The organism is Streptosporangium sp. NPDC050148, assembly GCF_055586505.1.
Genome location: NZ_JBVJIA010000007.1, coordinates 224675 through 249835, shown reverse-complemented (window position 1 = coordinate 249835; position 25161 = coordinate 224675). Strand labels below are relative to the sequence as shown.

The 25161-nt window shown below is 70.8% G+C and carries 28 protein-coding genes, 1 tRNA gene and 1 riboswitch; of the genes, 16 read left to right on the top strand and 13 right to left on the bottom strand.

The window, feature by feature from the left end; genetic code table 11:
• Nucleotide 1: 1 nt before the first annotated feature.
• The 3 genes from orn (at nucleotide 2) to ACZ6RT_RS10520 (ending at nucleotide 1180) form a co-directional block, all read left to right on the top strand.
• Nucleotides 2-604: an oligoribonuclease gene (orn, locus tag ACZ6RT_RS10530; protein ID WP_399186156.1), complete on the top strand. Its 603-nt coding sequence runs from the start codon at nucleotides 2-4 to the stop codon at nucleotides 602-604.
• 76 nt (nucleotides 605-680) lie between these two features.
• A tRNA-His gene (locus ACZ6RT_RS10525) sits at nucleotides 681-756 on the top strand.
• A gap of 157 nt (nucleotides 757-913) precedes the next feature.
• A complete protein-coding gene (locus ACZ6RT_RS10520; protein WP_344895094.1) occupies nucleotides 914-1180 on the top strand; it encodes a helix-turn-helix domain-containing protein in 267 nt (88 codons plus the stop codon).
• On the opposite strand, the gene lat is transcribed toward ACZ6RT_RS10520, so the two are convergent.
• Together lat and trhA are read right to left on the bottom strand one after the other, a co-directional pair.
• A complete protein-coding gene (gene lat, locus ACZ6RT_RS10515) occupies nucleotides 1177-2475 on the bottom strand; it encodes an L-lysine 6-transaminase (protein WP_470153009.1) in 1299 nt (432 codons plus the stop codon). The genes ACZ6RT_RS10520 and lat overlap by 4 nt on opposite strands.
• A gap of 390 nt (nucleotides 2476-2865) precedes the next feature.
• Nucleotides 2866-3537, bottom strand: coding sequence for a PAQR family membrane homeostasis protein TrhA (trhA, locus tag ACZ6RT_RS10510; RefSeq protein WP_470153007.1), 672 nt, complete (start codon nucleotides 3535-3537; stop codon nucleotides 2866-2868).
• 182 nt (nucleotides 3538-3719) lie between these two features.
• On the opposite strand from trhA, the gene ACZ6RT_RS10505 reads away from it, so the two are divergent.
• The 3 genes from ACZ6RT_RS10505 (at nucleotide 3720) to ACZ6RT_RS10495 (ending at nucleotide 7493) form a co-directional block, all read left to right on the top strand.
• Nucleotides 3720-4568, top strand: coding sequence for a spermidine synthase (locus tag ACZ6RT_RS10505; protein WP_470153006.1), 849 nt, complete (start codon nucleotides 3720-3722; stop codon nucleotides 4566-4568).
• Nucleotides 4569-4805: 237 nt separating this feature from the next.
• Entirely contained in the window at nucleotides 4806-6311 is a 1506-nt protein-coding gene (locus ACZ6RT_RS10500; RefSeq protein WP_470153004.1) for a serine hydrolase, read from the top strand.
• Between the two features lie 195 nt (nucleotides 6312-6506).
• Nucleotides 6507-7493 (top strand): pirin family protein, encoded by a 987-nt coding sequence (locus ACZ6RT_RS10495; RefSeq protein ID WP_399186161.1) that lies wholly within the window; start codon nucleotides 6507-6509, stop codon nucleotides 7491-7493.
• A gap of 249 nt (nucleotides 7494-7742) precedes the next feature.
• Here ACZ6RT_RS10495 and ACZ6RT_RS10490 read toward each other — a convergent pair whose 3' ends face one another.
• From ACZ6RT_RS10490 to ngcE, 7 genes are all read right to left on the bottom strand, one after another.
• A complete protein-coding gene (locus ACZ6RT_RS10490) occupies nucleotides 7743-8324 on the bottom strand; it encodes a superoxide dismutase family protein (protein WP_470153003.1) in 582 nt (193 codons plus the stop codon).
• 85 nt (nucleotides 8325-8409) lie between these two features.
• On the bottom strand, nucleotides 8410-8946 hold the full coding sequence (locus tag ACZ6RT_RS10485; protein ID WP_470153001.1) for a carboxymuconolactone decarboxylase family protein: 537 nt from the start codon (nucleotides 8944-8946) through the stop codon (nucleotides 8410-8412).
• 215 nt (nucleotides 8947-9161) lie between these two features.
• Nucleotides 9162-9449 (bottom strand): 4a-hydroxytetrahydrobiopterin dehydratase, encoded by a 288-nt coding sequence (locus ACZ6RT_RS10480; protein ID WP_399186163.1) that lies wholly within the window; start codon nucleotides 9447-9449, stop codon nucleotides 9162-9164.
• Complete coding sequence (locus tag ACZ6RT_RS10475; protein WP_470153000.1) at nucleotides 9436-10038, bottom strand: hypothetical protein; 603 nt, start codon at nucleotides 10036-10038, stop codon at nucleotides 9436-9438. The genes ACZ6RT_RS10480 and ACZ6RT_RS10475 overlap by 14 nt, the downstream gene beginning before the upstream one ends.
• A gap of 138 nt (nucleotides 10039-10176) precedes the next feature.
• The gene (locus ACZ6RT_RS10470) at nucleotides 10177-11082 is read right to left on the bottom strand and encodes a carbohydrate ABC transporter permease (RefSeq protein ID WP_470152998.1); all 906 of its coding nucleotides are present in this window, start codon (nucleotides 11080-11082) and stop codon (nucleotides 10177-10179) included.
• Nucleotides 11082-11993, bottom strand: coding sequence for a carbohydrate ABC transporter permease (locus tag ACZ6RT_RS10465; RefSeq protein ID WP_399186166.1), 912 nt, complete (start codon nucleotides 11991-11993; stop codon nucleotides 11082-11084). The genes ACZ6RT_RS10470 and ACZ6RT_RS10465 overlap by 1 nt, the downstream gene beginning before the upstream one ends.
• A 6-nt stretch (nucleotides 11994-11999) precedes the next feature.
• Nucleotides 12000-13457, bottom strand: a complete 1458-nt coding sequence (gene ngcE, locus ACZ6RT_RS10460; RefSeq protein ID WP_399186167.1) for an N-acetylglucosamine/diacetylchitobiose ABC transporter substrate-binding protein — start codon at nucleotides 13455-13457, stop codon at nucleotides 12000-12002.
• Between the two features lie 329 nt (nucleotides 13458-13786).
• Here ngcE and ACZ6RT_RS10455 point away from each other — a divergent pair, with 329 nt between their 5' ends.
• The 6 genes from ACZ6RT_RS10455 to ACZ6RT_RS10430 all read left to right on the top strand — a co-directional run bounded on the left by ACZ6RT_RS10455 (nucleotide 13787) and on the right by ACZ6RT_RS10430 (nucleotide 18062).
• On the top strand, nucleotides 13787-14434 hold the full coding sequence (locus ACZ6RT_RS10455; protein ID WP_470152996.1) for a class II aldolase/adducin family protein: 648 nt from the start codon (nucleotides 13787-13789) through the stop codon (nucleotides 14432-14434).
• Nucleotides 14435-14438: 4 nt separating this feature from the next.
• The gene (locus ACZ6RT_RS10450; protein WP_399186169.1) at nucleotides 14439-15659 is read left to right on the top strand and encodes a DUF4032 domain-containing protein; all 1221 of its coding nucleotides are present in this window, start codon (nucleotides 14439-14441) and stop codon (nucleotides 15657-15659) included.
• A 143-nt stretch (nucleotides 15660-15802) separates the two neighbouring features.
• Complete coding sequence (locus ACZ6RT_RS10445; RefSeq protein WP_399186170.1) at nucleotides 15803-16192, top strand: roadblock/LC7 domain-containing protein; 390 nt, start codon at nucleotides 15803-15805, stop codon at nucleotides 16190-16192.
• 4 nt (nucleotides 16193-16196) lie between these two features.
• On the top strand, nucleotides 16197-17228 hold the full coding sequence (locus tag ACZ6RT_RS10440) for a DUF4388 domain-containing protein (RefSeq protein WP_470152993.1): 1032 nt from the start codon (nucleotides 16197-16199) through the stop codon (nucleotides 17226-17228).
• A gap of 58 nt (nucleotides 17229-17286) precedes the next feature.
• Nucleotides 17287-17667, top strand: a complete 381-nt coding sequence (locus ACZ6RT_RS10435) for a roadblock/LC7 domain-containing protein (protein WP_470152991.1) — start codon at nucleotides 17287-17289, stop codon at nucleotides 17665-17667.
• Nucleotides 17668-17690: 23 nt separating this feature from the next.
• Complete coding sequence (locus ACZ6RT_RS10430; RefSeq protein ID WP_399186173.1) at nucleotides 17691-18062, top strand: hypothetical protein; 372 nt, start codon at nucleotides 17691-17693, stop codon at nucleotides 18060-18062.
• Between the two features lie 167 nt (nucleotides 18063-18229).
• On the opposite strand, the gene ACZ6RT_RS10425 is transcribed toward ACZ6RT_RS10430, so the two are convergent.
• The 3 genes from ACZ6RT_RS10425 to ACZ6RT_RS10415 form a co-directional block, all read right to left on the bottom strand.
• A complete protein-coding gene (locus tag ACZ6RT_RS10425; RefSeq protein WP_470152989.1) occupies nucleotides 18230-19111 on the bottom strand; it encodes an alpha/beta fold hydrolase in 882 nt (293 codons plus the stop codon).
• 84 nt (nucleotides 19112-19195) lie between these two features.
• Entirely contained in the window at nucleotides 19196-19948 is a 753-nt protein-coding gene (locus tag ACZ6RT_RS10420) for a hypothetical protein (protein WP_470152987.1), read from the bottom strand.
• 257 nt (nucleotides 19949-20205) lie between these two features.
• Nucleotides 20206-20351: riboswitch (cyclic di-AMP (ydaO/yuaA leader) on the bottom strand.
• A 219-nt stretch (nucleotides 20352-20570) separates the two neighbouring features.
• Nucleotides 20571-21347 (bottom strand): DUF4253 domain-containing protein, encoded by a 777-nt coding sequence (locus tag ACZ6RT_RS10415; RefSeq protein WP_399186176.1) that lies wholly within the window; start codon nucleotides 21345-21347, stop codon nucleotides 20571-20573.
• A gap of 344 nt (nucleotides 21348-21691) precedes the next feature.
• On the opposite strand from ACZ6RT_RS10415, the gene ACZ6RT_RS10410 reads away from it, so the two are divergent.
• Nucleotides 21692-22639, top strand: coding sequence for a sugar kinase (locus tag ACZ6RT_RS10410; protein ID WP_470152985.1), 948 nt, complete (start codon nucleotides 21692-21694; stop codon nucleotides 22637-22639).
• A 102-nt stretch (nucleotides 22640-22741) separates the two neighbouring features.
• On the opposite strand, the gene ACZ6RT_RS10405 is transcribed toward ACZ6RT_RS10410, so the two are convergent.
• The gene (locus ACZ6RT_RS10405) at nucleotides 22742-23059 is read right to left on the bottom strand and encodes a hypothetical protein (RefSeq protein ID WP_399186178.1); all 318 of its coding nucleotides are present in this window, start codon (nucleotides 23057-23059) and stop codon (nucleotides 22742-22744) included.
• A 163-nt stretch (nucleotides 23060-23222) separates the two neighbouring features.
• Here ACZ6RT_RS10405 and ACZ6RT_RS10400 point away from each other — a divergent pair, with 163 nt between their 5' ends.
• The 3 genes from ACZ6RT_RS10400 (at nucleotide 23223) to ACZ6RT_RS10390 (ending at nucleotide 24906) form a co-directional block, all read left to right on the top strand.
• Nucleotides 23223-23507: a putative quinol monooxygenase gene (locus ACZ6RT_RS10400; protein WP_470152983.1), complete on the top strand. Its 285-nt coding sequence runs from the start codon at nucleotides 23223-23225 to the stop codon at nucleotides 23505-23507.
• A gap of 163 nt (nucleotides 23508-23670) precedes the next feature.
• Complete coding sequence (locus tag ACZ6RT_RS10395) at nucleotides 23671-24384, top strand: DUF998 domain-containing protein (protein ID WP_399186180.1); 714 nt, start codon at nucleotides 23671-23673, stop codon at nucleotides 24382-24384.
• 138 nt (nucleotides 24385-24522) lie between these two features.
• Complete coding sequence (locus ACZ6RT_RS10390; protein WP_470152981.1) at nucleotides 24523-24906, top strand: DUF427 domain-containing protein; 384 nt, start codon at nucleotides 24523-24525, stop codon at nucleotides 24904-24906.
• The last annotated feature ends 255 nt before the right edge of the window (nucleotides 24907-25161 follow it).

The window sequence follows — 25161 nt, the reverse complement described above, 5'->3', positions numbered from 1 at the left end:
TATGAGTGACCTGCTGGTCTGGATCGACTGTGAGATGACCGGGCTCGACCTCGGCCGGGACGCGCTCGTCGAGGTGGCCTGCGTGGTCACCGACGGTGAGCTCAACCGGCTCGACGAGGGGGTGGACGTGGTCATCAAGCCGCCGCCCGAGTCCCTGGAGCAGATGTCGGACGTGGTGCGCGAGATGCACACCGCGTCCGGCCTGCTGGAGGCGCTGGGGAGCGGGGTCACGCTGGCCGAGGCCGAGTCCCTGGTGCTCGACTACATCAAGGGCCACGTCCGGGAGCCGAAGAAGGCCCCGCTGTGCGGGAACTCCATCTCCACGGACCGCTCCTTCCTGTCCCGGGACATGCCGGCGGTGGACGCGTTCCTGCACTACCGGATGATCGACGTCTCGTCGGTGAAGGAGCTGGCCCGGCGCTGGTACCCGCGGGTCTACTTCGCCTCGCCCGAGAAGCAGGGCGGCCATCGGGCGCTCGCGGACATCGTCGAGAGCATCCGGGAGTTGCGCTACTACCGCGCGGCGGTCTTCGTACCCCAGCCGGGCCCGGATTCCGCCGCCGCGCGGCGGCTGGCCGAGGACGTGTCCACCGGCGACTCCTGAGCGGTTCACGCGAAACCCGGTACGAAACGACTCCCAAAGACCGCTACACTTTTCATGTGCTGCCACGGCGGCGATGGTGGGCGTAGCTCAGTTGGCAGAGCGCTAGGTTGTGGTCCTAGATGCCGGGGGTTCAAGTCCCCTCGCTCACCCCACGAGAACGGCCGGTCCCCAGGGACCGGCCGTTCCGCATTTCCCGGCCCTCACTTACCCCCTAAAAATGGATATTACGGGTTATGCTCGCTGCTATCGCTACGCCGTAAGAACCGGGGGTTTCGGCGACCTGACCGTGTTTGCAGCCACGGAGGCCGGATGAGAGTCGACGACGCCCCGTTCGACGCAGGACCCAGCGTCGCGGCGGGTTTGAGCAGGCGTGAGGCCGAGGTCATGGAACTGATCGCGACGGGCCGCTCCAACGGGCAGATCGCGCAGCACCTGTTCCTCAGTGAGAAGACCGTGAAGAACCATGTGAACCGCATCTACGCCAAACTCGGCGCCGACTCGCGGGGGGCCGCGATCGACATGTGGCGGGAGAGGACCCCCTGCCCGGCCGACGCCCTCCGGGAGGGGGAGGCCTAGGCCGGCAGCCGGCAGCGGGAGCTCTCCAGGGTGTGGACGATGGCGGACGTGCCCTCCCCCAGCTCCTCGGAGGTGATCGAGAGCGCGGGCCGCAGCCGTACCGAACGTTCACCGCAGGGCAGCACCAGCACGCCCTCCTCGTTCCTGAGCCTGGCCACCAGCAGGTCGCGCTCGGCGGCGTCCGGCAGGTCGAAGGCGCACATCAGGCCGCGCCCGCGGGCGTTCTCCACCAGGCCGGGAAAGCGCGCCTGGATCTCCCGCAGCGTGCCGAGCAGCTCGGCGCCGAGCCTGCCCGCCCGCGGGATCAGGCCGTCGCGTTCGATGATCTCCAGGATCCTGCGGGAGCGGACCATGTCGACCAGCCCGCCGCCCCAGGTGGAGTTGATCCTGCCGCTGGTCTCGAACACGTTGCCGGGCACCGTGTCCACCCTGCGGCCCGCCATGATCCCGCCCACCTGGATCTTCTTGGCGAAGGCCACCACGTCGGGCCGCAGTCCCAGCTGCTGGTACGCCCACGGGGTGCCGGTGGTCCCGCCACCGGTCTGCACCTCGTCCAGGACGAACAGGGCGTCGTACTCGTGGCAGAGCCGTTCCATGGCCAGCAGGAACTCCGGCCGCATGTGGTTGTCGCCCCCCTCGCCCTGGACGGGTTCGGCGATGAAGCAGGCGATGTCGTGGGGATGGCGCTCGAAGGCCGCCCGCGCCGCGGCCAGCGACCTCTCCTCGGCCGCCTCGACGTCGCCGAGGTGGACGGCGGGCACCGCGATCCTGGGCCAGTCGAACGCCGGGAAGCGGTCGGTCTTGACCGGGTCGGTGTTGGTCAGCGAGAGCGTGTAGCCGCTGCGCCCGTGGAAGGCCCGGGTGAGATGGAGCACCCGGGTGCCGAGCTCCCGGCCGAGTCCCCGCGACTCGTTCAGGCGGCTCTTCCAGTCGAAGGCGCACTTCAGCGCGTTCTCCACGGCCAGGGCGCCGCCCTCCACGAAGAACAGGTGCGGCAGGTCGGGGTCGCCGAGGACGCGGGCGAAGGTGTCGGCGAAGTCCGCGAGGTGGGCGGTGTACAGGTCGGAGTTGGCGGGCTTGTTGGCCGCGACCCTGCCGAGGAGCGCCAGGAACTCCGGATCGTCGTCGAACGGGTTCACCCCGAGCGGGGCGGAGGCGAAGAAGCTGTAGAAGTCCAGATAGCTCCGGCCGGTACGGGCGTCCACGAGCCGGGCTCCCCGGCTCCGGTCCAGATCCAGCACCAGCCGGTAGCCGTCCACGAGCAGATGACGGGCCAGACGGTCGTGCACGTCCATGTCCCCTCCAGGGTCACCGGAAAGACGATCCCCCGCTTCAGTGACATGTACCCGGAAACATTACGTACTCGAACCGCATCCGGCGAAGATTCTCCCGGACCTGTCGGCGGGGCGCGCGGTGTCCGGATGGCGCCCCGGCGGCAGGCGTCCCGGCGGTGGGCATCCCGGCAGTAGGTGCCCCTACGGCAGGTGTCCCTACGGCAGGTGGCCCGACGGCAGGCGTCCCGGCGGCACGAGCTCCGGCGGTACGCCCTTCGGCGCCCGGTCGCGGGTCCGCCGGTGACCGTCCCCTTCCCGGCCCTCTTCCCCGGCGAGACCATCACTCGGCCAAATTCCGATATTTCGTATCAAGACGGACGGCCGTCGCTCGTAGGACACGCCCCCCGGGGGTCACACCGCCGCGTAGACGACCAGCGAGACGCCCGCGTACTGGACCAGGTAGGCGGCGACGGTGAAGGCGTGGAAGACCTCGTGGAAGCCGAACCAGCGCGGGGAGGGATCGGGGCGGCGCATGCCGTACACGATGCCGCCCGCCGTGTAGAGCACCCCGCCGACGAAGATCAGGGCGACCGCGACGACCCCGGCCCCCTCCAGGAGCTGGGGGAGCACGAACACGGCCGTCCAGCCGAGGCCGATGTAGAGCGCGGTCGAGAGCCAGCGGGGGGCGCCGGTCCACAGCACGCGGAAGAGCACCCCCGCGATCGCGCCCGTCCAGACCACGCCGAGCACCACCGCGGCGGCGGGACCGTCCAGGGCGAGCAGCGCGAACGGCGTGTAGGTGCCCGCGATGATCAGGTAGATGTTGGCGTGGTCGAGACGGCGCAGCACCTCCTCCAGCCGCGGGGAGAGCGTGCCCCGGTGGTAGGTCGCCGAGATGCCGAAGAGCAGCGCGGAGGTGATCGCGTAGATCGCGGCGGCGAGCCGGGCCTGCAGGGTGGGTCCCAGCGCGACGAGGACGAAGCCCGCGACGAGCGCCACGGGCAGCGCCCCGGCGTGCAGCCAGCCGCGCAGACGAGGCTTGACGGACTCGGCGGGAGCGAGCCTTTCCGTGATGGTGGCCATGAACCTACGCTAGCGTAAGTTACGTGATCGTAGGTTGTGATCCTTCCTACACCGGCTCCCGTGCCGGCAGGCCCGGCCTCACCGTCACCGTTCACTCCCGGGCGGGCATACGGTTTCCTGCGTGGCCTCCCCCGGGTTCCCCGGGAAGGGCCGGCGCACACCAGGACGAGAGGAACGGGCCGATGGCCGGACGGGAAGCGCGCGAGCCGATGCCGGGACGGTACCCGGTGACGTTCGGCGAGGTCGACCTGCTGCAGGACCTCGACCGGTCCTCCGGCTGGGTGATCTCCAAGGACGGCGTGCCGCAGTCCTACGTCGACCTGGACGACCCCGTCTACCTCGACTTCGAGTACGTCCGGCTGATGGCCCACGTGATCGACCTGCTGGACGAGGGCCCGCTGGACGTCGTGCACGTCGGCGGCTGCGCCTGCACGCTGCCCCGCTACGTCGCGGCGACCCGGCCGGGGTCCCGGCAGATCGTCGCCGAGCCCGACGCCGGGCTCGTCCAGCTCGTCCGGGACCACCTCAGGCTCAAGTCGGTGCCCCGGCTGAAGGTCAGGATCCTCGACGGCCGTACCGCCACCGCCGGTCTTGAGGACGACTTCGCCGACCTGCTCGTGCTGGACGCCTTCAGCGGTGCCACGATGCCGATCGAGCTGGCCACCTCCGAGTACATGCGGGACGTCGCCCGCGTCCTGCGCCCGGCCGGCACCGTGCTGATCAACGTCGCCGACGGCAAGGGGCTGGCCTTCACCCGCCGGGTGCTGGCCACCGTCCGCGACGCGTTCCCGCAGGTGGTGCTGCTCGCCGAGCCCGGCGTGCTGCGCGGGCGCCGCTTCGGCAACCTCATCGTCGCCGCCTCCCGCGTGCCGCTGCCCGTGTCCGGCCTGACCCGCAGGGCCGCGGGCGGCCTCACCCAGGCCCGCTGCGTGGACGGCGAGGACGTCGTCCGGTTCATCGCCGGAGCCAGGCCGCTGAACGACGGTGACGCCGTCCTCATCCCCGTCCCCCCGCCCGCGGTCTTCGGCTGACGGAACGGCCCGCCGCGGGGAACGACTCGGCCGGAGGGACACGGCCACACCCGATTTCCGGGGTACGTACGGTGAACCGGACCACGGCGACCAGCGGGCCGTTCGCCCAGGTGGTCCCCCTTCCGGCCGGGGAGGGGAACGGGCCGGGTCCAGGTGCGGCGTACGGTTTCGCGGGTTTCGCGGGGAGATCACCGGGGAGGTTGCCGCGACGCAGGAGAACGTCCGAAGGAGCACCTGATGCGGTCACCGTCCCGATCGAAGCGTCTGCCGGCCCTCGCCATCGCCGTCGCCGCCGTCGTACCGGTGACGGCCCTGCCCGCGGCCGCCGCCCCCGCCGTCGTCGCCCCCGCGACCGCCGCGTCCGCCCGAACCGCACCCGGCGCGGTCGTACCCGGCACCGTCGCGTCCGGCACCCTCTCGTCCCGCACCGTCTCGTCCAGCACCCTCTCCTCCGGCACCGTCGCGTCCCGCACCGTCGTACCGGCCGTGACGACCGGCGCCGAGCCGAAGATCCCGGACAGCCCGGCGGGACGGCAGCTGCGCTGGTTCCTCGGCGCGACGGATCGGGCGCCCGTGGCCGAGCACGAGCTGCGGGAGCACTTCAACGCCGGTTACCTCTCCTCGCTGACCCTCGACGGCGTCAACGCCTTCCTGAAGGCGGCGAAGGGGTTCCGCCTGGAGAGACTGACCAGGGTCACGCCGTCGTCGCTGGCCGGGGCCGGGAGGATCGGCGAGAAGGACTTCGTCGTCCAGCTCGGTGTGGACGGCGACGGAAGGATCAACCTGGCCGGGGTCACCCCTCCGGCCCCCTCCGTGCCCGCCGCACCGCGGACCTGGAAGCAGCTCGACGCCCGGCTCCGCAAGGTCGCCCCGCGGACCGGCCTCCTGGCCGCGGAGATCGACTCCCGGGGCAGGTGCGACGTCGCGCACGCCGTGGCGCCGGACACGGTCCGGCCACTGGGGTCGGTCTTCAAGCTGTACGTGCTGGGCGCCGTGGCCGAGAAGATCCGTGACGGCGGGCTGAGCTGGAACACCAAGATCACGATCAGGCCCGAGTGGAAGAGCCTGGGCGAGGACGGGCTGACGACCCGCCCGGACGGCAGCACCGTCACGGTCAGCGAGGCCGCCAAGCTGATGATCTCCATCAGCGACAACACCGCCACCGACGTCCTGATCCACACGGTCGGCCGCAAGGCCGTGGAGGCAACGGTACGTCGCTGGTCGGGTCACGCCGGGCGGAACACCCCCTTCCTCACCACCCGCGAGGCCTTCCTGCTCAAGGGCGTGAACCACCCCGACCAGGCCCGCACCTACCTGGCGCTGGACGCCGCGGGCCGGCGTGCCTACCTGGCGAACACGGTCGCGAAGCAGTCGCTCTCGGACATCACGCTCTGGGAGAGGCCCAGGGAGATCGACACGCTGGAGTGGTTCGGCTCGCCCCGCGACGTCTGCCGCGCCTACGCGGGCCTGCTCCGCTCGAAGAGCGGGCGGGTCGGCGAGATCATGTCGGTCAACGACCTCGGGCTGAAGCTCGACCGGAAGAGGTGGCCCGCGGTCTGGGCCAAGGGCGGTTCCGAGGTGGGCGTGCTGAACCTGTCGTACGCGGCCCGCTCGGCCTCGGGGAGGACCCACGTCGTCACCGTGTTCGCCTCCGACCCCGGTGCCGCGCTGGACGAGCAGGTGGTCGCCGCCGAGCTGATCTCGCTGAGCCGGGGCGGTTTCGCCCTGGCCGACGACGAGTGACCTCCCGCGGTTCCTCCTCCGCGACGGGCCCCTCCCCGGACCCCTTCCCCGGCTGATACGGGCCGGGTCGCGCACCCCGCCGATCATGATCGTTCTTCGAGGCCGTGGCATCCCGGTGCCACGGCCTCTTTCGCCAAGGAATAGTTGAAACATCAACTGAGTTGTCACGGGCGAACACCGAGGAAGGAACCCGAGATGCCCGCCGTGACCGTAGAGAACCCGCTGACCCTGCCCCGCCTGCCGCAGCCGCTCGACGCGGTCCGCGAGCGTCAGGTACTGGCCGTGACCACCGCCCCGAGCGGATTCGAGGGAGAGGGCTTCCCGGTCCGCAAGGCACTGGCGACGATCAGGCCGCAGTACCTGGACCCGTTCATCATGATGGACCAGATGGGCGAGGTCGACTACGCGCCGGGCGAGCCCAAGGGCACCCCCTGGCACCCGCACCGGGGCTTCGAGACCGTCACCTACATGATCGACGGGGTGATGGAGCACGCCGACTCGCACGGCGGCGGAGGCACGATCTCCGACGGCGACACCCAGTGGATGACGGCCGGTGGCGGCATCCTGCACCGGGAGGCCCCGCCGGAGTGGCTGGTGAACAAGGGCGGCCTGTTCCACGGGATCCAGCTCTGGGTCAACCTGCCGGGCCGCGAGAAGATGGTCGCGCCCGCGTACCAGGACATCGGCCGGAGCAACGTCGTCCTGCTGAGCAGCCACGACGGCGGGGCGCTGGTCCGCCTGATCGCGGGCGAGGTCGCCGGGTTCACCGGCCCCGGCTCCACCCGGACGCCGATCACCCTGCTGCACGCCTCGCTCAGCCCCGGCTCGCGGCTGACGCTCCCCTGGCGCAAGGACTTCAACGCGCTCGCGTACGTCCTGTCCGGCCGCGGCGGCGTCGGAGCCGACCGGCAGCCGATCGAGTCGGGCCAGCTGGCCGTCTTCGAGGGCTTCGGCACCCTTCCGGGGCTGGGCACCGACGGGGAGACCGTCACGCTCGCCGCGGCGGGAACCCAGGACGGCCGCAGCCCCAACCTGGAGGTCATCGTGCTCGGCGGCCTGCCGATCGGCGAGCCGGTCGCGCACTACGGGCCGTTCGTGATGAACACCCAGGAGGAGCTCGTCAAGGCGTTCGAGGACTACCAGGCGGGCCGCCTCGGCAGCATCCCCGCCGGTCACGCCTGACCCCGGACGCCACCCGGATCCCGGGCGCCCGGACCAGGCGCGTCCGAATCCGGCGCGTCCGGACCAGGACACATTCGAACCGGAACACGTCCGAACCCTAGGACATCCGAATCGAACAACGAGGCCCGGCACCGGTTTCCGGTGCCGGGCCTCGGCGTTGAAGTCTTGGCGTTGAAGTCTCGGCACTGAAGTCCCGACGCCGGGGTCTCAGCATTGAAGCCTCGGCGTTGAGGTCTTGGCGCCGGGGTCTCAGCGTTGGACGAGGGTGACGCAGGCGACCCGGGGACCCGCGTTGCCGGCCTCGGCGCCCGCGGTACGGGTCGGCTCGGCGTGGATCACCAGGGACCGGGGCGGCCGTCCGGGACTGAACGCCCAGTCCTGGGTGGCGGTGGCGGTGGCGCTGCCGCGGGCGTCGGTGGTGAAGTCGAGCCAGACCTCGTTCTCGGCACTCGCGTGGGTGTGGGCGTGCCGGTAGTGCGGCCCGGCGTCGTCCGGCTTGGGGCCGCACGGGTTGACGTGCAGGTGCACCCCGTAGGCGCGCGCCGGGAGCATGCCCTTGGCGGTGACCGTGGAGGTGGAGAGCACCGCCCCCGACTCCGCGGTGACCGTGACCTCGGCCCCCGCGGGCACCAGCGCCGTGTCGTAGACGATCGCGGAGGCGCGCTGCGCCGGGGCGGTGAGCGTGCCGCCCCCGGCGAGACGGATCCCGGCGTCGGTCGCGCCGCTCGCGCTCGCGCCGGAGCGATGCCCGGCAGGGTGCTGCGCGTCGACCTGATCGCCGCAGCCCGCGCAGAGCAGGAGGGCGGCGACGAGAACTCCCAGGGTGCGCACAATGATCTCCCTGACCGGGCCGACGAGGAACAGCGCCCACCCTAATCGTGATCTCGTGATCACACAGGGTGTTGGCCGCTTCCGGTCAGTGGGTGCCGTAGCCCTCGGCGACGATGACCTTGGCCATCTCCGCGTACTCGGCGGGGTCGTCGGGGGCGAACGTGCCCAGGCCGTCGACGTAGCGGTTGAACATGCAGAACGCCGCCGCGATGAGCACCGTGTCGTGGATCTCCAGGTCGGTGGCGCCCTCCGCCCTGGCGGCCTCGACGTGCTTGTCGGAGACCTCCTGCCCGCCCTTCTGCACGGCCGCCGCGATGGCCAGCAGCGCCTTCGTCTTCGCCGGGATCGGCGCGCCGTCCGGATCCGCGCGCACCTGCTCCACCAGCGTCATCCCCTCGGGCAGCTGCGCGGCGGCGAACGCGGCGTGCGAGGAGAAGCAGAACCGGCAGCTGTTCAGCGACGACACGTACGCCGCGATCAGCTCGCGTTCCCCGCGCGACAGCGTGCTGTCGCCGCGGAGCAGGACCTCCACGAGCTGGTTGAGCGGCCCTGCCGTCTCCGGGCGGAACCGGAAGAGGCCGAGGATCCCGGGCTCGTCGGTGGGGAGGGTGATGTGGGGCATGGGGGGCTCCCTGCGCTGATGAAGGAGAGGATCTCTCGCTCGTCCGTCACGAGAAGGGGGTCTCGTGAACGCCTTCATGGTCCGCACGGCCGGATGCGCCCGTCAATGACCGATCTTGCTCACCGTCCCCCTGCCGTCCTGTGAAGCTCGCCGCCCCCCCGCCGTCCCGTGAAGGCCCCCCGCCGTCCCGTGAAGGCCCCCGACCGGCCGGGCGCTCAGGCGCCGGCGGCTATCTCGTCGATCCGGGCGGCCAGGGTGAAGTCCAGCTCGGTCAGGCCGCCGGCGTCGTGCGTGGTCAGCGCAAGGTGCAGGGTGCGCCAGCGGATGTCGATGTCGGGGTGGTGGTTGAGCTTCTCGGCCTCGACCGCGATCTCGTCCACGATGCGGATCGCGGCCGGGAAGTCGGCGGCGGTGATCGTGCGGCGGATCTCGTCGCCCTCGCGCCGCCACTCGGGCACTGCGGTGAGCCTGTCGCGCACCGCGGAGTCGTCAAGCAGGTTCATCCCGCCAGGAGATCACGTCCGGGGTGAGGACGCCAAGCCGGGGCAGGGTTCCGGCGCGCCGGGCCATGGCCAGGATGTCCCGGGCCATCGAGGTGGCGTGGCCGGCCCGGTCGAGCAGGGGCTCCAGCTCGGGCAGCAGGCCGGGCAGCCGGGTGAGGCTCCAGGCGTGCCAGTCCGACAGGCGGGTACCGCCGCCGTCCGGGTCCTCGGCGCGGTGGGCGGCCAGGATCGGGCACTCCCGGTCGATGCGCAGCAGCCAGTCCTCGATGTCGGCGTTGAGGGCGGCGACCCGGGAGGGGGCCGCGTGCAGCCAGCCGTCGTCGTCGATCCGGTCGGAGTCGCCGTCGGCGGCCGGGTAGGAGCGGACCAGCGCGCCGTGCAGGGACAGGCCGCTGGAGACCATCAGCTGACGTCCCTCGCACCAGTCGATCGCCCCGCGCAGCGGGGCCGGGACGGTGTCGGTGATGACCGCCCGCTGGGAGGCCGAGGGTTCCCGGGCGAAGCGCACGTGCACCTCTGCCCACATGTAGTAGCTCGCCTCCCCCGCGCCGAAGAACGGGAAGGGGAAGTCCTGGTCGGGATGGGCCATGATGTCCGGTGCTCCGCGGGAAGGGGACGGGAGTCGCTTACGCCTATGAACGACTCCCGGCACCCCTTCCGGGATTACTCCGCGGGACCGGTGATCTGACCGGATCCGGTCATCCGGTGATCGCCGGACGGCTCGGGCTCACTTGACGGCGCCGGAGGTGAGGCCCGACTGGATCTGGCGCTGGAAGATGATGTAGACGATCATGACGGGCACGATGGCCATGCTCAGCGCGGCGAACAGGCCGGGCCAGTCGGCCTCGTACCCGGCGTTGGTGGAGATGTTGGCGACGCCCTGGGTGATCAGCCACTTGTCCTCGACGTTGCCGGTGAGCAGCACGATCGGCAGCAGGTACTGGTTCCACTGGCCCAGGATGTTGAAGATCGTGATGCTGACCAGACCCGGCTTGGCCATGGGCACCATGATCTGGAAGAACGTCCGGGTGTGCGAGCAGCCGTCCATCATCGCCGCCTCGGCCACCGAGGTGGGCAGCGTCTTGAAGAACGCCGACAGGAAGAAGACCGTGAACGGCAGCGAGTAGGCGATGTAGACCAGGATCACGCCGAGGTGGGTGTCGAGCAGGCCGAGGTTCTTGACCACGAAGAACAGCGGGACCAGCGCGAGGAAGACCGGGAACGTCATCCCCGACACGAACAGGAAGTAGATCAGCCTGTTGCCGGGGAAGGTGTAGCGCGCCAGCACGTACGCCGCCATCGAGCCCAGCAGCATGGTGCCGGCCGTGGCGCACGCCACCACGAAGACGGTGTTCAGCATGTACTGCCCGATGTGGGCCTTCTCCCAGGCCCGCCCCCAGGCGTCCCAGCCGAACGAGGCCGGCAGCGTGACGGCGTCCCCGAAGATCTCGGTGTTGGTCTTGAAGGAGGACAGGAACGTCCACAGGATCGGGCCGACGATCAGGATCGCCCAGACCAGCAGCGCCAGGTGGGAGAGCACCCCGAAGGCGCCGATCGGGTTCTTCCTGCGGCGCCTCACGTGCGCCGGGGCGGAAGGGCGGGTGGCGGGCTTGCGAGCCGTGTCCGTGGCCATCAGAACTCGATCCTCTCGCGCCGGGTCACGCGCAGGGTGAGGGCGGCGAACGTGATGGTCAGGAAGAACAGCGCCACGCCCATCGCCGAGGCGTAGCCGAACTTGGAGAAGTTGAACGCGGTGCGCCAGATCTCCATCGGCAGCACCGTGGTGGAGTTGTCCGGCCCGCCGCGGTCGACCGAGAGCACCTGGACCAGGGCGAAGGCGTCGAAGGCGGCGATGCCGAGGTAGACCCAGGCGACCTGCATGGTGTCCCAGAGCAGCGGGACCGTGATCCGGAAGAACAGGGTGAACCGGCCGGCGCCGTCCAGCGCGGCGGCCTCGAACACGTCCGCGGGGATCGACGACATGCCGGCCGAGAACAGCACCACGTAGAAGCCGACCGCCTGCCAGACCATCACGCCGATGATCGACAGCAGGGCGATGTCCGGGTCGATGAGCCAGCCGACCGGGTCGATGCCGACCTTGCCGAGCAGGCTGTTGAGCACGCCGGTCTCGTCCGGGCGGTAGATCGCCTGGAAGAGGACGCCGACGATGGCCACGGCCAGGACCTGGGGCAGGAAGAAGATCACACGATAGACCTTCGAGCCCCAGATCCCGGCCATCCGGCCGCCGTGCTGCCCGCCGCCCAGGTTGAGCAGGAAGGAGAAGAACAGCGCGATCACGAGCGTGGCCAGCGGCATGACAAGCAGCAGAACACCGTGGTGACGCACCGCAGCCCAGAAGACCTCGTCGTCAAAGAGCCTGGTGAAGTTCTCCAGGCCGATGAACCGGGGGTTCGCCGAGATGCCCTTCCAGTCGGTCAGCGAGATGTAGAAAGCCTGGACGTACGGGCTGACCACGAAGACCACGTAGAGGAGGACGGGCGCGGCGAGAAAGCCGACGATGAACGGGTACTTGCCCTGCCGCATGGGGAGCTACACCGTCCGCTTCTGCTTGGTGACGGACGAGTCGGCCTTGGTCTTGTCGGCGGCCTTCTGCACCTTCTCGCAGAACTCGTCGGCGGAGATGCGGCCGAACATCAGGGCGTTGGTCTGCTTGCGCAGCTCGGTCTCGAACTCCTTGTACCAGTTCTCGAAGCTGCTGAAGGTGACGATGTTCTGGCCCGCGGCGCTCTGGGCGGCGCTGAGGCTCGCGTTGCCGGGGGTCAGCTCCAGGCCGTCGGCGGCACCGGTCACGACGGTGATGTTGCCGGACTTCTCGGTGAAGCCCTTGGCGCCCTCCTTGGAGAGCATGATGCGCAGGTACTCCAGGCCGCCCCGGGGGTTCTTGGCCTTGGCGGGGACGATGTAGGCCTCGCCGGCCGCGGCGCGGATGGCCTCGAACGGCATCTTGTCGGCCGCGGTGACGCTGGGGGTGGGCGTCAGCGCGTACTTGAACTCCTTGGGCGTCTGCGCCTTCTGCTCGTTCTCCAGCCAGGAGCCCGACGGGTACAGCGCGACCTTGCCCTGGTTCTGGCGGAGCTGCACCTCGGTGTGGATCAGGCCCTCGAAGGACTTGTCCATGTGCTTGCCGATCTCGGCCCAGGCGGCGGCGGACTGCTTCATGGCGTCGCGCTGCCAGACGCCGTCGACGAGGTTGTCGACGTCGACCAGGATCTGGTTGCCCTCGATCTTGGCGGCGGAGATGAGGATCATCCAGTACGCGTAGTAGGCGGCGTTCTTGCCGGCGTACGCGAACGGGGTGATCCCGGCGGCCTTGGCCGTCTCGGCGAAGGTCTTGAACTCGTCGAAGGTCTTCGGCGGCGTCCAGCCCTTCTCCTCGAACAGCGCGGAGTCGTACCAGAGGCCGTACGCGGAGAAGACGTAGTTCATCAGGTACGGCTTGCCGTCGATGAGGCCGGACTCGACGGTGCCCGGCGCGACCATGTCGCGCACCTTCTTGCTCGGGTCGTCGATCGAGGGGGCGTCCCAGAGCTCGGTGAGCTCCAGCAGCTGGCCCTCCTTCTGCAGGGCGGCGTTGTCCATCAGGTCGGTGCCGGAGTTGGCGATCATGTCGGGGACGTCGCCGCCGGCGAACCGCGGCTGCAGGGTCTGCGCGATCTGCTGGGTGGCGACGTGCTTGATCTGCGCCTGCGGGAAGGCCTTCTTGTACAGCGGCTCGTGGACCTCCACGGCGTAGCCGTCACCGAGGCCGCCCTTGAAGATCACGACCTCGAGGGGCGCGTTCGCGGGGACGCCGAACGGGTTCTTCGCGGACACCGCGCCGCCCGCCGAGGCGGCCGGCGAGGCGCTGGAGGCGGGAGCCGCGCCACCGCCGGTGGCGCAGGCGGTGAGCAGCCCGGCGCCGGGACCGGCGATCAGGGCGCTCATGCCGATCCGGCGGAGCATCTGCCGCCGGGTGATGTCTCCGGGCGTACCGGCCGAATGGGACATGCAACCCTCCTGAACGGGGGATGAATTAGGAAAGTTTCCTAAACGTTTGCCCGAAGGTACGTACCCCGGAGTCCACCGTCAAGGGTTCGCAGCCGGTCTAGACCGAGCCGTGATGTCCCCGCGACCTTTCCGGTAGCCGTCGGACGCCGAGGAAGCACGATCCGCTGACAGAACGGCACACGGTAGCCGATATTCTCCCGATGACCATTGACGTTCGCACGTCAGGGAGGTAAAGGAACCGCACCTTCCGGTCACCTGGGAGCGGCAACCGGTCTAGACCAGATAATGGGGGTTTGCCGCCCGGTACCGCAAGCCCCTACTTTTGGGACATGTTGCTGGCCGAGCAGCGCCGCCTGCTGTGTGAGTACGGCCACCGCGCCGCCGCGTCCGGTCTGGTGGTCGGGACCGCGGGGAACCTCAGCGTCCGCGCGGGCGACCTGGTGGCGGTGACGCCCGGCGGCGTCCCCCTCGGCCGGCTGGAGCCGGAGGCCTGTCCCGTCGTCGACGTCGGGGGCCACCTCGTGGACGGTGACCTGTCCCCCTCCTCCGAGACGCCCATGCACCTGGCGGTCTACGCGGCCACCGGGGCCGGTGCCGTGGTGCACACCCACTCGGTCTTCGGCACCGTGGTCGCCACCACCATGGGCGAGCTGCCGCCGATCCACTACAACGCCCTGCTGCTGGGCGGGACCGTCCGCGTCGCGGACTACGCCACCTACGGCACCCCCGAGCTGGCGGCCTCCGTACGGGAGGCCCTGGCCGGCAAGCGCGCCGCGCTGATGGCCAACCACGGCGGGGTCACGATCGGCGACGACCTGGACGGCGCCTTCGAGGCGACCCGGTTGCTGGAGTGGCTCTGCGAGGTCTACGTGCGCGCCAGGTCCGTCGGCGAGCCGCGCGTGCTCACCGAGGAGCAGCTCGCCGACGTGGTCCGGCGCGCCTTCGACCCGCCCACCTTCCCCCGTCGCGAGGACTGACCCGATGCCCCTGCAGCTCACCGGCGCCCCGAGCGATCCGGACCTCATCCGCCTGCCCTGGGACGTCCCGCTGGAGAACTGGCCCGAGCACCGCCTGGTCTCCCTGCCGCGCGGCATCTCCCGGCACGTGGTGCGCTTCACCCGGCTCTCGGGCAAGGTGTACGCGATCAAGGAGATCAGCGAGTACTACGCCAAGCGCGAGTACCGCCTGCTGTGGGACCTGTCCAGGATGGACACCCCGTCCGTCGAGCCGGTGGCCGTGGTCACCGGGCGCGCCGACGCCTCGGGCGAGCCGCTCGACTCCGCGCTCATCACCCAGCACCTGCAGTTCTCCCTGCCCTATCGGGCGGTCATGTCCGGGACGGTACGGCCCGAGACGCTCAACCGGCTGCTCGACGCCCTGGCCGTGCTGCTGGTACGGCTGCACATCAGCGGCTTCTACTGGGGCGACTGCTCGCTGTCGAACATCCTGTTCCGCCGGGACGCGGGCTCGTTCGCCGCCTACCTGGTCGACGCCGAGACCGGCGAGCTGCACCCCATGATCAGCGAGGGCCAGCGGCTGTACGACATCGAGGTGGCGCACACCAACATCTTCGGCGAGATGCTCGACCTGGAGGCCGGTGGGCTGCTGCACCCCACCATCGACCCGGAGCGGGTCGCCGACTCCATCTGCGAGCGCTACCACCGCCTGTGGGGCGAGCTGACCTCCGACGACATCATCGAGGAGGTCGACTGGCACATGATCGACCAGCGGATCCGGCGGCTGAACTCGCTGGGCTTCGACGTCGCCGAGATGATGGTCCGCCGCAAGGCCGGCACCGGCCGCCTGATCGTCCGGCCCAAGGTGGTGGACGCCGGGCACCACCAGCGCAGGCTGCTCCGGCTCACCGGCCTGGACGTGGAGGAGAACCAGGCCAGGCGGCTGCTGAACGACCTCGACTCCTTCCGGGTCTCGGTCGGCCTGCGCCACGAGGACGAGGCGATCGTGGCCCACCGCTGGCTGGCCGAGGTCTTCCAGCCCACGGTGGAGGCCGTGCCGCAGGAGCTGCGGGGCAAGCTGGAGCCGGCCCAGTTCTTCCACGAGGTGCTCGACCACCGCTGGTACATGTCGGAGGAGGCCGGGGCCGATGTCGGGCTGCCCGCCGCGGTGGATTCCTATGTGAAGAACATTCTTGTTTTCAAGCCGGACGAAAAGGCTCTCATCACCGACGATTTGGAGGATTGATTCCACCCGGAGTGTGTCTTTTCCCACCCGGTTAATGAATCGTATGTCTTTTCCGGCCATATCAACTGATGAGCCGGAGTATTCCCCGTGCTTTTCCCTACGCTGTCCGGGCGATGCGTGACATCACCGGCGAGGGAGAGCACGTGCTCGGAATCGAAGACTGCCTGACCGAGGTGATGGCCATCCCCGGTGCCCTGGACGCGATCCTCATCGACCAGACCAGCGGGACGGCCGTGGCGGCCGGCGGCGCGAGCCGTCACACCGGCGTGGAGGGCGTGGAGAGGTCGGCCGCGGGACTGAACGAGACCCTGCGCGCGACGCTGGACGGGCTGGCCGTCGTCTCCCCCGGCGGCACGGTCCGGATCGACGACATGATGGTGACCACCGACGGCGGCCACCACGTGCTGAGGCCGCTGGAGACGCCCTTCGACGGCCCGCTCGTCATCTACGTCCGGCTCGACCGGGACCGCTCGAACCTCGCGCTGGCCCGGCACCGGCTCCAGGTGCTCTCCGGCCGTCTGACATCGACGTGAGCCCGTGCCGAGCGTCGAGAGCGTCCGCAGTACCTCCGGTACCCCTACCGGTACCCCCAGCGCCCGCAGTGCCCAGGGGGTCCTCGGCGTCCTCGACGGGCTCGCCGCCGACCGCGCCACCGGCTCGCTCCGCCTCGGCCGGGCGGGGGTCCTCTACCTCACCGACGGACGGGTCACCTACGCCCAGAGCGCGGCGGCCCCCCGGCTGGAGGACCTGCTCGTCACCGGCGCCGGGGTCCCCGCCGGGCTCCTGCGCAGCGTCAGGCGCGCCGCCGCGGCCGAGCTGCGGGAGGGGACGGCCCGCGGCCCTCTGGTCTCCGGTGGAGAGCGGCTGGTCGAGCAGGGCCTGCTGACCAGGGGCGAGCTGGAGTTCTGCGTGCTGAGCGCGGTGCTCGACGCCGCGTACTTCCTGCTGGGGACGACCACGGGCAGGCCGCGGTTCCGGCCCGGGGAGCGGCACTGGCTGGGGCCGCAGTGGCACGTCGACGTGACCGGCCTGCTTCGGGAGTGCGAGCGGAGGAGGGAACGGTTGGAACGGACCTGGCCGTCGGCGGAGCTGGACACGCTCCCGGTCGTCCCGCTGCGGCGCATCGGCGCCCAGCGGGTGATGCTGAGCCCGTTGCAGTGGGAGGTGCTGGTCGGCGCGGACCGCACCGCGACCCCGGCCGAGCTGGCCCGCAGGCTGGGCCGCCCCGCCTACTCGGTGCTGCTGGCCGTACGGCAGCTCGCCTCCTCGGGACTGCTCCAGAGACCGGCCTCGACTCCCGCTCCCCCTCCGGCCCCGCCTCCGGCCCCGGGCGCCGCTCCGGGTCCGGGTTCGGCTCCGGGGTCGGGGTCGGGGTCGGGGTCGGGCGAGGTTCCCGGCGAGCCCGACGCGCGGGATTCGCTGCCCAGGCGGGCCAGGGGCGCCACGGACATCCCGCACGCCCCGGCGGGTTCCACGCGGACGGCGGAGTGGCTGCCCAGGGCGAACGGGGACCCGGCCGACGTGAACCTGCTCATCCGGCTCAGGAACGCATTGGAGGCACTGACATGAGCCCGGTTCGATGCCGATAAGGCTGCGGACACCGAAGCTGATCGGAAGGAGGGTGCCGGTGGAACTGCGTGAGCAGGTACGCCGTGAGATGGCGCTGCTGCGCGAGCGCATCCCCGACGTCGACGGGAGCATCGCGAGCAGCGTCGACGGCCTGACCATAGCGAGCGACCTGGACGACGAGACCGAGCAGACCGGCGCGCTCTCCTCCGCGTTGCTGGCCCTGAGCCGTCGGATGACGGGCATGACCGGCAAGGGCGGCTTCGAGGAGACGCTGATCTCCGGCACCAACGGCCACGCGGCCCTCTACGCCGCCGGCCCCACGATCGTCCTCACAGTGCTGGCGCGCCCGGGGACCAACCTCGGGCTGCTCAGGCTGGAGGGCAGGAAGACGGCGGCCCGGCTGGCCGCCATCACCTCGCGTACGTCGATATCCCAGTGAACATCCAGTGAGCGGAGGCAGGAATGGGCAACATGGACATCTCTCTCAAGGAGATGATGGCGATCGACGGCGCCATCGGCGCGGTGATCGTCGACTACGGCAGCGGGATGGCGCTGGGCGCGCTCGGCGGTTCCAAGGACCTCGACCTTCAGGTGGCCGCGGCCGGCAACACCGAGGTCGTCAAGGCCAAGATGCGGACCATGGACTCGCTCGGCCTCAAGGACGGCATCGAGGACATCCTCATCACGCTCGGTACGCAGTACCACGTGATCCGCCCGCTCACCGGCCGGAACGGCAAGGGTCTCTTCATGTACCTGGCCCTCGACCGGAACCGGTCCAACCTGGCGCTCGCCCGGCACACCCTCCGGAGCATCGAGGAGAAGATCGAGGTCTGAACCTCCCGGCGCGTCCCGGATCCGCGTCCCGGGCGCACGTCCCGGCGGTCCGGGTTGCGGCGGTCCGTGTTCCCGGAGCCCGTGTGCCGGCGGGTCGTTCGTCGACGGGTCGTCCGTCGGCGGCCGGGCCCCGGGGCGTACGGTCCCGGGCCCGGGACGCCGGGTCCTCAGCGTGCCGCGGCGGCGGCCTGGTCGGCGGAGCCGGTGAGCTCCTCGATCGCGTCGGCGAAGGCCGTCCAGAGTTCGCGGGGCAGGTCGTGGCCCATGCCGGGGAAGGTGAGCAGGCGCGCGCCGGGGATCGCCTCGGCCGTGGCGATCCCCCCGGAGACCGGGACGAGCTGGTCGTCCTCCCCGTGCAGGACGAGGGCCGGCACCGTCAGCTTCGCCAGCAGCGGGGCGCGGTCCTCGGAGGCCATGATCGCGGCCAGTTGCCTGGCGGTGCCCGGCGGGTCGTAGGCCCTGTCGTAGCTAAGGGCGGCGACCCTCGCGATCCGCTCGCGGTCGGCCGGGTAACCGGGTGAGCCGATGACGTCCCAGGTCGCGACGGCCCGCCGGATCGCCGCCTCGCGGTCGGGCGAGGGCGGCGACATGAGCGCGGCCATCGCGGCCTCGGTCGGGGGCGCCGCCCGCGGGCTGGGGGTGGACATGATCGAGGTGAGGCTGCGCACCCGGTGCGGGTGGCGGATCGCCAGCGACTGCGCGATCATCCCGCCCATCGAGACGCCCACCACGTGCGCGGAGTCCAGGCCGAGTGCCTCCAGCAGCCCCGCGGCGTCGTCGGCCATGTCGCCGACCAGGTAGGGGACCCGGCCGTTCCAGCCGGGTCCGGGTGCTCCGGCCTCGTGCAGGTGGGTGCTCTCACCGACGTCACGGTTGTCGAAACGCACCACGTGGTGCCCGCGCCCGGCGAGCAGCCCGCAGAAGTCCTCGTCCCAGTGGATCATCTGGGAACCGAGTCCCATGATCAACAGGAGCGGGCGGTCCTCGGGGGAGCCGAAGGTGTCGTAGGCGATCTCGATGCCGTTCGCCCGGGTTCGCAGAGTCGTCATGGCACTCCTACCGTGTTGATCCTGCGAAACAGAATGCCATTCTGTAGAGGATCCGGCACCGGCGGGGCCGGTCGCGACGACCGGCTACCAGACGACGGCGCCCGGCTCCCGCACGCTCAGCCCGGCCGCGGAGAGGGCTTCGGCCATGACCTTGGGCTTGGCCGACATCGGCGCGGCGCTCACCTGCTCGGTCCCGGTGACCTTCTTCGGCCGTCCGGACTTGGCCAGCACGGTCTTGGGCGGATCGGCCGGGTTGGGGTCCTTGCGGCCCCAGGCACCGGTGGAGAAGGCCACGGGGTGGTTCTTCCTGCCCACGCCGTCGCCCCACCGGGTGATCACGTACTCGACGTCGATGTGACCCATGCCACCGTTGCCGTCCACACCGAGCGTGCCGGCGTTGAAGGTGCCGCCGGTCAGGTCGGCGAAGGTCTTGGCGTCGATGTCGAGCATGATGCCGCGATTGGAGGGCACCCCGGGGCCGCGGTCGCCGACGAAGAACTTGGCCCGCTTGCCCTTGTAGAGGATGTAGCCCTCGGTGAGCAGCGGCCAGCTCGGGCTGGCGATCATGCCCTTCTGCATCGGCTTGCCACTGGCCGGCAGGCCGGTGTCCCCGGCGCGGCCGGAGGAGTCGTCCCAGAAGTAGGAGGCGCGGGTGGATCCGTGGAGCAGGACGGCCTCGACGCCGTCCTCGGGGCCGCTCACCGCGGAGGTGGTGGCGGCGGCGAGGGACGGAGAGGCGGGGAGTGCGGAGGCGACGCCCGCGGAGGCGAGCACGCTCACCCCGACGAGGGCGGCGGCGGCCAGGCGGTTCTTGTGCATGCCAAAGAAGAGGCTCATGGGGGAAAGGCTCTTTCGCGAGGGAACGGGGCTACCGCGTGCGACACGCCGAAAAGGGGCGCACGGGCGAGGGCGCGCTGTCGGAAAAAATGCGTAACCGGACGAACCAGTCGTTACGCAGAGCGCTGCCTGGAAATGCCGCGATCAGGCGCGGCGCGAAAGGTACGGGGGATGGGGGACGGGGGGCAGGGGAAGGTTCAGGTGGTCGGCGCGGACAGGGGGTGCACCGACGCGGTGACGCGGTCATCCATGAGGGGGTCTCCTCTCCATCTCGTCTACCGGGTTAGCTGACGGGTTCGGGCGGTGGAGTTGCCCTACCGCCGCATGAGCGGCGGATTCACCCCGGAAAATGGGTCCCCGGTTCCCGCGGCATCCGGCCTGCGGGATTCGACGTCGGGCGGTCGCTCCCTCTTGTGAAGGGCAGGTCACCGGCCGATAACAGGGGACACTACCCACGAGAACCAGACAAAGCAAAGCAAAGACCACGAAAACCCCAGAAGATCTACCTTGTTGGCAAAAAGTCCTCTAAAGCACTCAACATCCGGGATTGTTCGGACGGGCGTCTCGCGGCCCCACAGGCCCGCCCGCTACGGGGATCGCGGCCCCCCGGCCCCGGGACGGCTCAGTCCCACCAGAACGACCAGGCGTTCCTGCCCTTGATCTGCTCTGCGTAGTCGATGAGGGTCCCCGCGCCCTGGATGATGCTGTCGGGGCAGAACGTCCAGTGCTCCGCGGCGACCTGCAGGGCGTGCTCGAAGGTCGTCGGCGGGGCCGCCACGCTGACGTCGAGGGTGTTGAACCCCATCCCGACCACCCGCACCCCGAACCTGTCCTCCCAGCTGCGCACGACGGCCGCGAGCGGGACCATCCACTCGTTGTGGTTCAGCGCGCCCTGCCAGCCCATGACGGCCAGGGCGTCGGCACCGCGGTCGACCGCGACGAGCCCGAGCGGCGTCCTGCGCTCGGCCACCATCCCCGCGTACCAGTCCGCGACCACCCCGGGGTCGGCGGCGAGCCTGCCCGCGGGGGCCGGGCCGGGGCACTCCGGGCCGAAGGGGTCGAGCAGTTCGAGCTGGTCGACGTGGGCCCTGGCGATCCAGTCGGACCACACCTCGGCCATGAACGCCTCGACGTGGTAGTTGTCGATCTCGGCCGCCGCGTCCGGGGCGATCTGACCGGCCGACCAGGGCTGGACGGAGTCCTCCAGCAGCACCGGCCACAGCCCCGACCGCTCGTGCTCGGCCCGCAGCCGCGCCCAGTACTCCCCCGAGACCGTCACCTCGCTGAGCCAGAAGGCCGGACGGTGACGGATCGCGAGCTGAGCGTAACCGGGGTCGGGCCAGACCAGCTCACCCGGCGGCAGGTCCACCGAGAGCCTCCTGCCCTCACCTCCGCTCATCCCGCGAGCTCCGTCGGCTCCGTCGGCGAACAACTGGCGCAGAACGGGCGGAAGCTTCCCCTGCTCGCAATCGTTCATCTCTACCGATCCGATCCTGACCACGGATCAATTTTGGCCTGTCAAGCACCCCGAGGGACAGTTGTGCCCTGGACCGAGCAAAAATTAGAGGAAGATCCATGCCGCTCGACGGCCGTCCGGTAGGGGACGTTATGCTGCTCGATGGCCGCGAGAAAGCGCTATCCACTCCCTTGACCTGGTATTCGGCGTACCGGATCATCCCGGGAGGACCGGCGGGCGGCCGGGTACGACCGATCACCGACCCCGCTGCGTGAGGAGCCCCTTCCATGACCGACCTGGTCACGCTCGGCGAGAGCATGGCACTGTTCAGCGCGCGGCGCACCGGCCCGCTCAGGCACGCCCGCGACTTCGGGCTGGGCGTGGGGGGCGCGGAGTCGAACGTGGCCATCGGCGTCTCCCGGCTCGGCGGGCGCTCGGCCTGGATCGGCAGGGTCGGCGACGACGAGTTCGGGGAACTGCTCCGCTCGACGCTGGCGGGCGAGGGCGTCGACGTACGGGGGATGCGGGTCGACCCGGACGCGCCCACCGGCCTGATGATCAAGAGCAGGCGCACGGCCGAGGTGGTGGACGTGCGCTACTACCGCTCGGCGAGCGCCGGATCCCGGCTCTGCCCGGCCGACCTGGACACCTCGATGATCCGTTCGGCCCGCGTGCTGCACGTCACCGGCATCACCCCGGCCCTGTCGGCCTCCGCCGCCGAGGCGGTCCGGGCCGCGATCGCCGAGGCCCGCGACGCGGGGGTGACCGTGTCGATGGACGTCAACTACCGCCGGGCACTGTGGACGCCCGCCGAGGCGTCCGCCGTGCTGCGGGAGATCGTCCCGACGGTGGACGTCATGTTCGCGACCGAGGCCGAGGCCCGGCTGGTCGTGGAGGGCGACGACCAGCTCGCCCTGGCCCGCGCCCTGGCCGACCTCGGCCCGCGCCACGTCCTCGTCAAGCGCGGCTCGCTGGGCGCGATGGAACTCTCCGACGGCGTCGTACGGCACGCCGAGCCGCACCGGGTCACCGAGGTCGACCCGGTGGGCGCCGGGGACGCCTTCGCCGCGGGCTGGATCGCCGAGACCCTCGCGGGAGCCGATCCACAGGAGCGCCTGGCCACGGCGTCGGCCGCCGGGGCCTTCGCGGTCACCGCCGACGGCGACTGGGAGAGCCTCCCCCGCCGCTCCGACCTCGGCCTGCTGCGCCCGTCCGGCGACGCAGTCAGCCGCTGAGCGGCCTCACCGCGCCGACCGGCACCGACCCGCACCGACCGGCGCCGACCGGCTCGTCGCGCCGTACGACGCGAAGGGCCCGCGACGGCCCGTGAGGCACCCCTACGGCTCGAAGATCACCAGCGGGTGCCGCCAGGACATCTCCAGCACGACCCGGCACACCTCCCCGGCCCGGGGGAAGACCGCGCTCATCAGCACGAAGTCCTCCCCCACGCTCAACGGCTCGGACCACGGCGAGGTCGCGTAGTTCTCGGCGGTCAGGTCGGGGAAGACCGACGTCAGCTCCTCGTAGAAGGCCGCCACCTCCGGGCTCGGCTCGCCGCAGGCGATCTCGCTCCCGGTCCGGAGGAGGTACCGGCGGAGGGCCTCGGCCGCGGTGAGCGGTTCGGTTCCGAGCCAGACTCCGAGATCAAAACTCACACCGCGCCCTCGCCGTCCTCGTCTCTGCCGTACCTGCCCGGCCGTCGGATCCTACGTGCCCCGCGGGCGCCCGATATGCGCGACCGGCACGGAAGCGTCAGCCCTTGCATACCGGCTCCGGTCCGGCGGTGATCCTGTCGGTGGCGGGCCATAGGGTGGCGGCATGATCATTGTTTCAGGCTGGATCCGCGTCGACCCCGACGCCCGGGACGACTACCTGCGAGGGTGCGTGCCCGTGGTCGAGCAGGCCCGCGCCGCGTCCGGCTGCCTCGACTTCACGCTCGGCGCCGACCTCGTCGAGACCGGACGGATCAACGTCTACGAGCGGTGGGAGTCGGAGGAGGCCCTGGAGGCGTTCCGGGGCTCCGGCCCGGAGGACGACCGGTCCGCGATGATCCGCGACGCCGACGTGTCCCGCTACCAGATCTCCGGGGTCGGCCCCGCCTGATCGGCCGGAAGAGGACCGCGGGGGAGGTTCCGGTCCCAGGACGGGCTCAGGTCACGGCCGAGCACTGGCTCCGGCCCGTCCGGCAGGCGGATACTGCGTTCCTGGGAAGCACCCGGCGGTTCCTCTCCCCCGATACCGTGACGTCTCCCGTGCAGGAGGATCGATGCGCACCCCGGCAGAGAACACGACGGCGCCACGCGCCACCCTTCCCTACCTGTGCGGAGTGGCCGCCGGCCTCCTGTTCGTCACCGCGTTCCTGATCGAGGGGGCCACCCGCGCCGGCTACGACCCGATGCGCCATCCGGTCAGCTCCCTGTCCCTGGGTCCGTACGGATGGACGCAGGTCGCCAACTTCGTCGTCACCGGTCTGCTGATGCTGGTCTTCGCCGTCGGCCTGCGCCGGGATCTCCGTACGCCCGGACGGCGCTCGACCTGGGGGCCGCTGCTGATCGGTGCGAGCGCGATCGGGTTGATCGGCGCCGGTGTCTTCCCGACCGACCCGATCGGCGGCTATCCGCCCGGCACGGCCGCGCGGGGCGTCTCCACCTGGCAGGGCCGTCTCCACGACGTCCCGTTCTCGTTGCTCTTCTTCGCCGCGCTGGCCGCCGCGTGCTTCGTGTTCGCCCGCCGCTTCGCCGGATGGGGCGAGACCGGCTGGGCGGTCTACTCGGCGGCCGGCGGGCTGGTGTTCCTCGTCTCGTTCGTGCTCGCCGGGATGGGGTTCTCCGGGGCCGAGGGCTTCGCCGGTCTCGGTGGCCTGATGCAGCGGATCTCGATCGCGACCGGTTTCTGCTGGCTCGGCCTCCTGGCCGTCCACCTGCTGCGGACCCGCCCGGACCCCGTGTCGGCACGCCCCACCGCCGCCGACCTCCCCTGACCCGTCCCCGTCCATCCCTGTTCGTCCCATCCGTGTCCCGTCCGTGCCCGTCCAGTGCCCCGGACGATCCCGGGGCGGTGGCCGACGGCCCGGATCCGGGCTGCGGCAGACTGGTCACGAGAGAAAGGGGTGCCCACCATGACCGACAAGCCCGTTCTTCAGCCCAGCGCCAAGCATCCGATCACGATCACGGCGAACCCGGCCCGGGTCGTCGTCTCGGTCTCCGGCCGGGTGGTCGCCGACTCGCAGCGCGTGCTGACGCTGCAGGAGGCCTCGTACCCGCCCGTTCAGTACATCCCGATCGACGACGTCGACCGCTCGCTGCTGGAGCGGACCGACACCGCCACCTACTGCCCGTTCAAGGGCGACGCGAGCTACTACACCGTCACGGTGGACGGCGAGCAGGTGGTGGACGCTTTGTGGGTCTACGAGTCGCCGCACCCGGCCGTCGCCGAGATCAAGGACCACGTCGCCTTCTACCCCGACCGCGTCGACTCCATCGACGAGCAGCCGGCCGCCTGACCGTCTCCCCCGTCGGGCGACGGATCTCGGGGCCGGCCTCAGGTCGTCGAGCGGCCGACCGTGTGATCGTCTGTGATCGTCTGTGATCGTCTCCCGCTGCGAGTCCGACGGGGAGGAACGAGGCCGTCGGTCCGGTCCCACGACGTCCTGCGTCCGGGGGGGGGGGGGGGGGGGGGGGGGGGGGGGGGGGGGTGAGGGGAGGGGGGGGGGGGGGGCAGCCCGAGGCTCCCCAGACACGCCACCGACGAACCGCTC

Bases quoted from the DNA above. Each gene is read 5' to 3' on its own strand.
- lat (WP_470153009.1), bottom strand. From the start codon at position 2,475: ATGGACGTGCACGACCGTCTGGCCCGTCATCTGCTCGTGGACGGCTAC.
- ACZ6RT_RS10485 (WP_470153001.1), bottom strand. From the start codon at position 8,946: ATGCCCCACATCACCCTCCCCACCGACGAGCCCGGGATCCTCGGCCTC.
- ACZ6RT_RS10505 (WP_470153006.1), top strand. From the start codon at position 3,720: ATGGCCGGACGGGAAGCGCGCGAGCCGATGCCGGGACGGTACCCGGTG.
- orn (WP_399186156.1), top strand. From the start codon at position 2: ATGAGTGACCTGCTGGTCTGGATCGACTGTGAGATGACCGGGCTCGAC.
- ACZ6RT_RS10450 (WP_399186169.1), top strand. From the start codon at position 14,439: ATGCCCCTGCAGCTCACCGGCGCCCCGAGCGATCCGGACCTCATCCGC.
- ACZ6RT_RS10430 (WP_399186173.1), top strand. From the start codon at position 17,691: ATGGGCAACATGGACATCTCTCTCAAGGAGATGATGGCGATCGACGGC.
- ACZ6RT_RS10395 (WP_399186180.1), top strand. From the start codon at position 23,671: ATGCGCACCCCGGCAGAGAACACGACGGCGCCACGCGCCACCCTTCCC.
- ACZ6RT_RS10420 (WP_470152987.1), bottom strand. From the start codon at position 19,948: ATGAGCCTCTTCTTTGGCATGCACAAGAACCGCCTGGCCGCCGCCGCC.
- ACZ6RT_RS10500 (WP_470153004.1), top strand. From the start codon at position 4,806: ATGCGGTCACCGTCCCGATCGAAGCGTCTGCCGGCCCTCGCCATCGCC.
- ACZ6RT_RS10465 (WP_399186166.1), bottom strand. From the start codon at position 11,993: ATGCGGCAGGGCAAGTACCCGTTCATCGTCGGCTTTCTCGCCGCGCCC.
- ACZ6RT_RS10400 (WP_470152983.1), top strand. From the start codon at position 23,223: ATGATCATTGTTTCAGGCTGGATCCGCGTCGACCCCGACGCCCGGGAC.
- ACZ6RT_RS10470 (WP_470152998.1), bottom strand. From the start codon at position 11,082: ATGGCCACGGACACGGCTCGCAAGCCCGCCACCCGCCCTTCCGCCCCG.
- ACZ6RT_RS10415 (WP_399186176.1), bottom strand. From the start codon at position 21,347: ATGAGCGGAGGTGAGGGCAGGAGGCTCTCGGTGGACCTGCCGCCGGGT.
- ngcE (WP_399186167.1), bottom strand. From the start codon at position 13,457: ATGTCCCATTCGGCCGGTACGCCCGGAGACATCACCCGGCGGCAGATG.
- trhA (WP_470153007.1), bottom strand. From the start codon at position 3,537: ATGGCCACCATCACGGAAAGGCTCGCTCCCGCCGAGTCCGTCAAGCCT.
- ACZ6RT_RS10390 (WP_470152981.1), top strand. From the start codon at position 24,523: ATGACCGACAAGCCCGTTCTTCAGCCCAGCGCCAAGCATCCGATCACG.
- ACZ6RT_RS10455 (WP_470152996.1), top strand. From the start codon at position 13,787: ATGTTGCTGGCCGAGCAGCGCCGCCTGCTGTGTGAGTACGGCCACCGC.
- ACZ6RT_RS10520 (WP_344895094.1), top strand. From the start codon at position 914: ATGAGAGTCGACGACGCCCCGTTCGACGCAGGACCCAGCGTCGCGGCG.
- ACZ6RT_RS10480 (WP_399186163.1), bottom strand. From the start codon at position 9,449: ATGAACCTGCTTGACGACTCCGCGGTGCGCGACAGGCTCACCGCAGTG.
- ACZ6RT_RS10410 (WP_470152985.1), top strand. From the start codon at position 21,692: ATGACCGACCTGGTCACGCTCGGCGAGAGCATGGCACTGTTCAGCGCG.
- ACZ6RT_RS10495 (WP_399186161.1), top strand. From the start codon at position 6,507: ATGCCCGCCGTGACCGTAGAGAACCCGCTGACCCTGCCCCGCCTGCCG.
- ACZ6RT_RS10425 (WP_470152989.1), bottom strand. From the start codon at position 19,111: ATGACGACTCTGCGAACCCGGGCGAACGGCATCGAGATCGCCTACGAC.
- ACZ6RT_RS10475 (WP_470153000.1), bottom strand. From the start codon at position 10,038: ATGGCCCATCCCGACCAGGACTTCCCCTTCCCGTTCTTCGGCGCGGGG.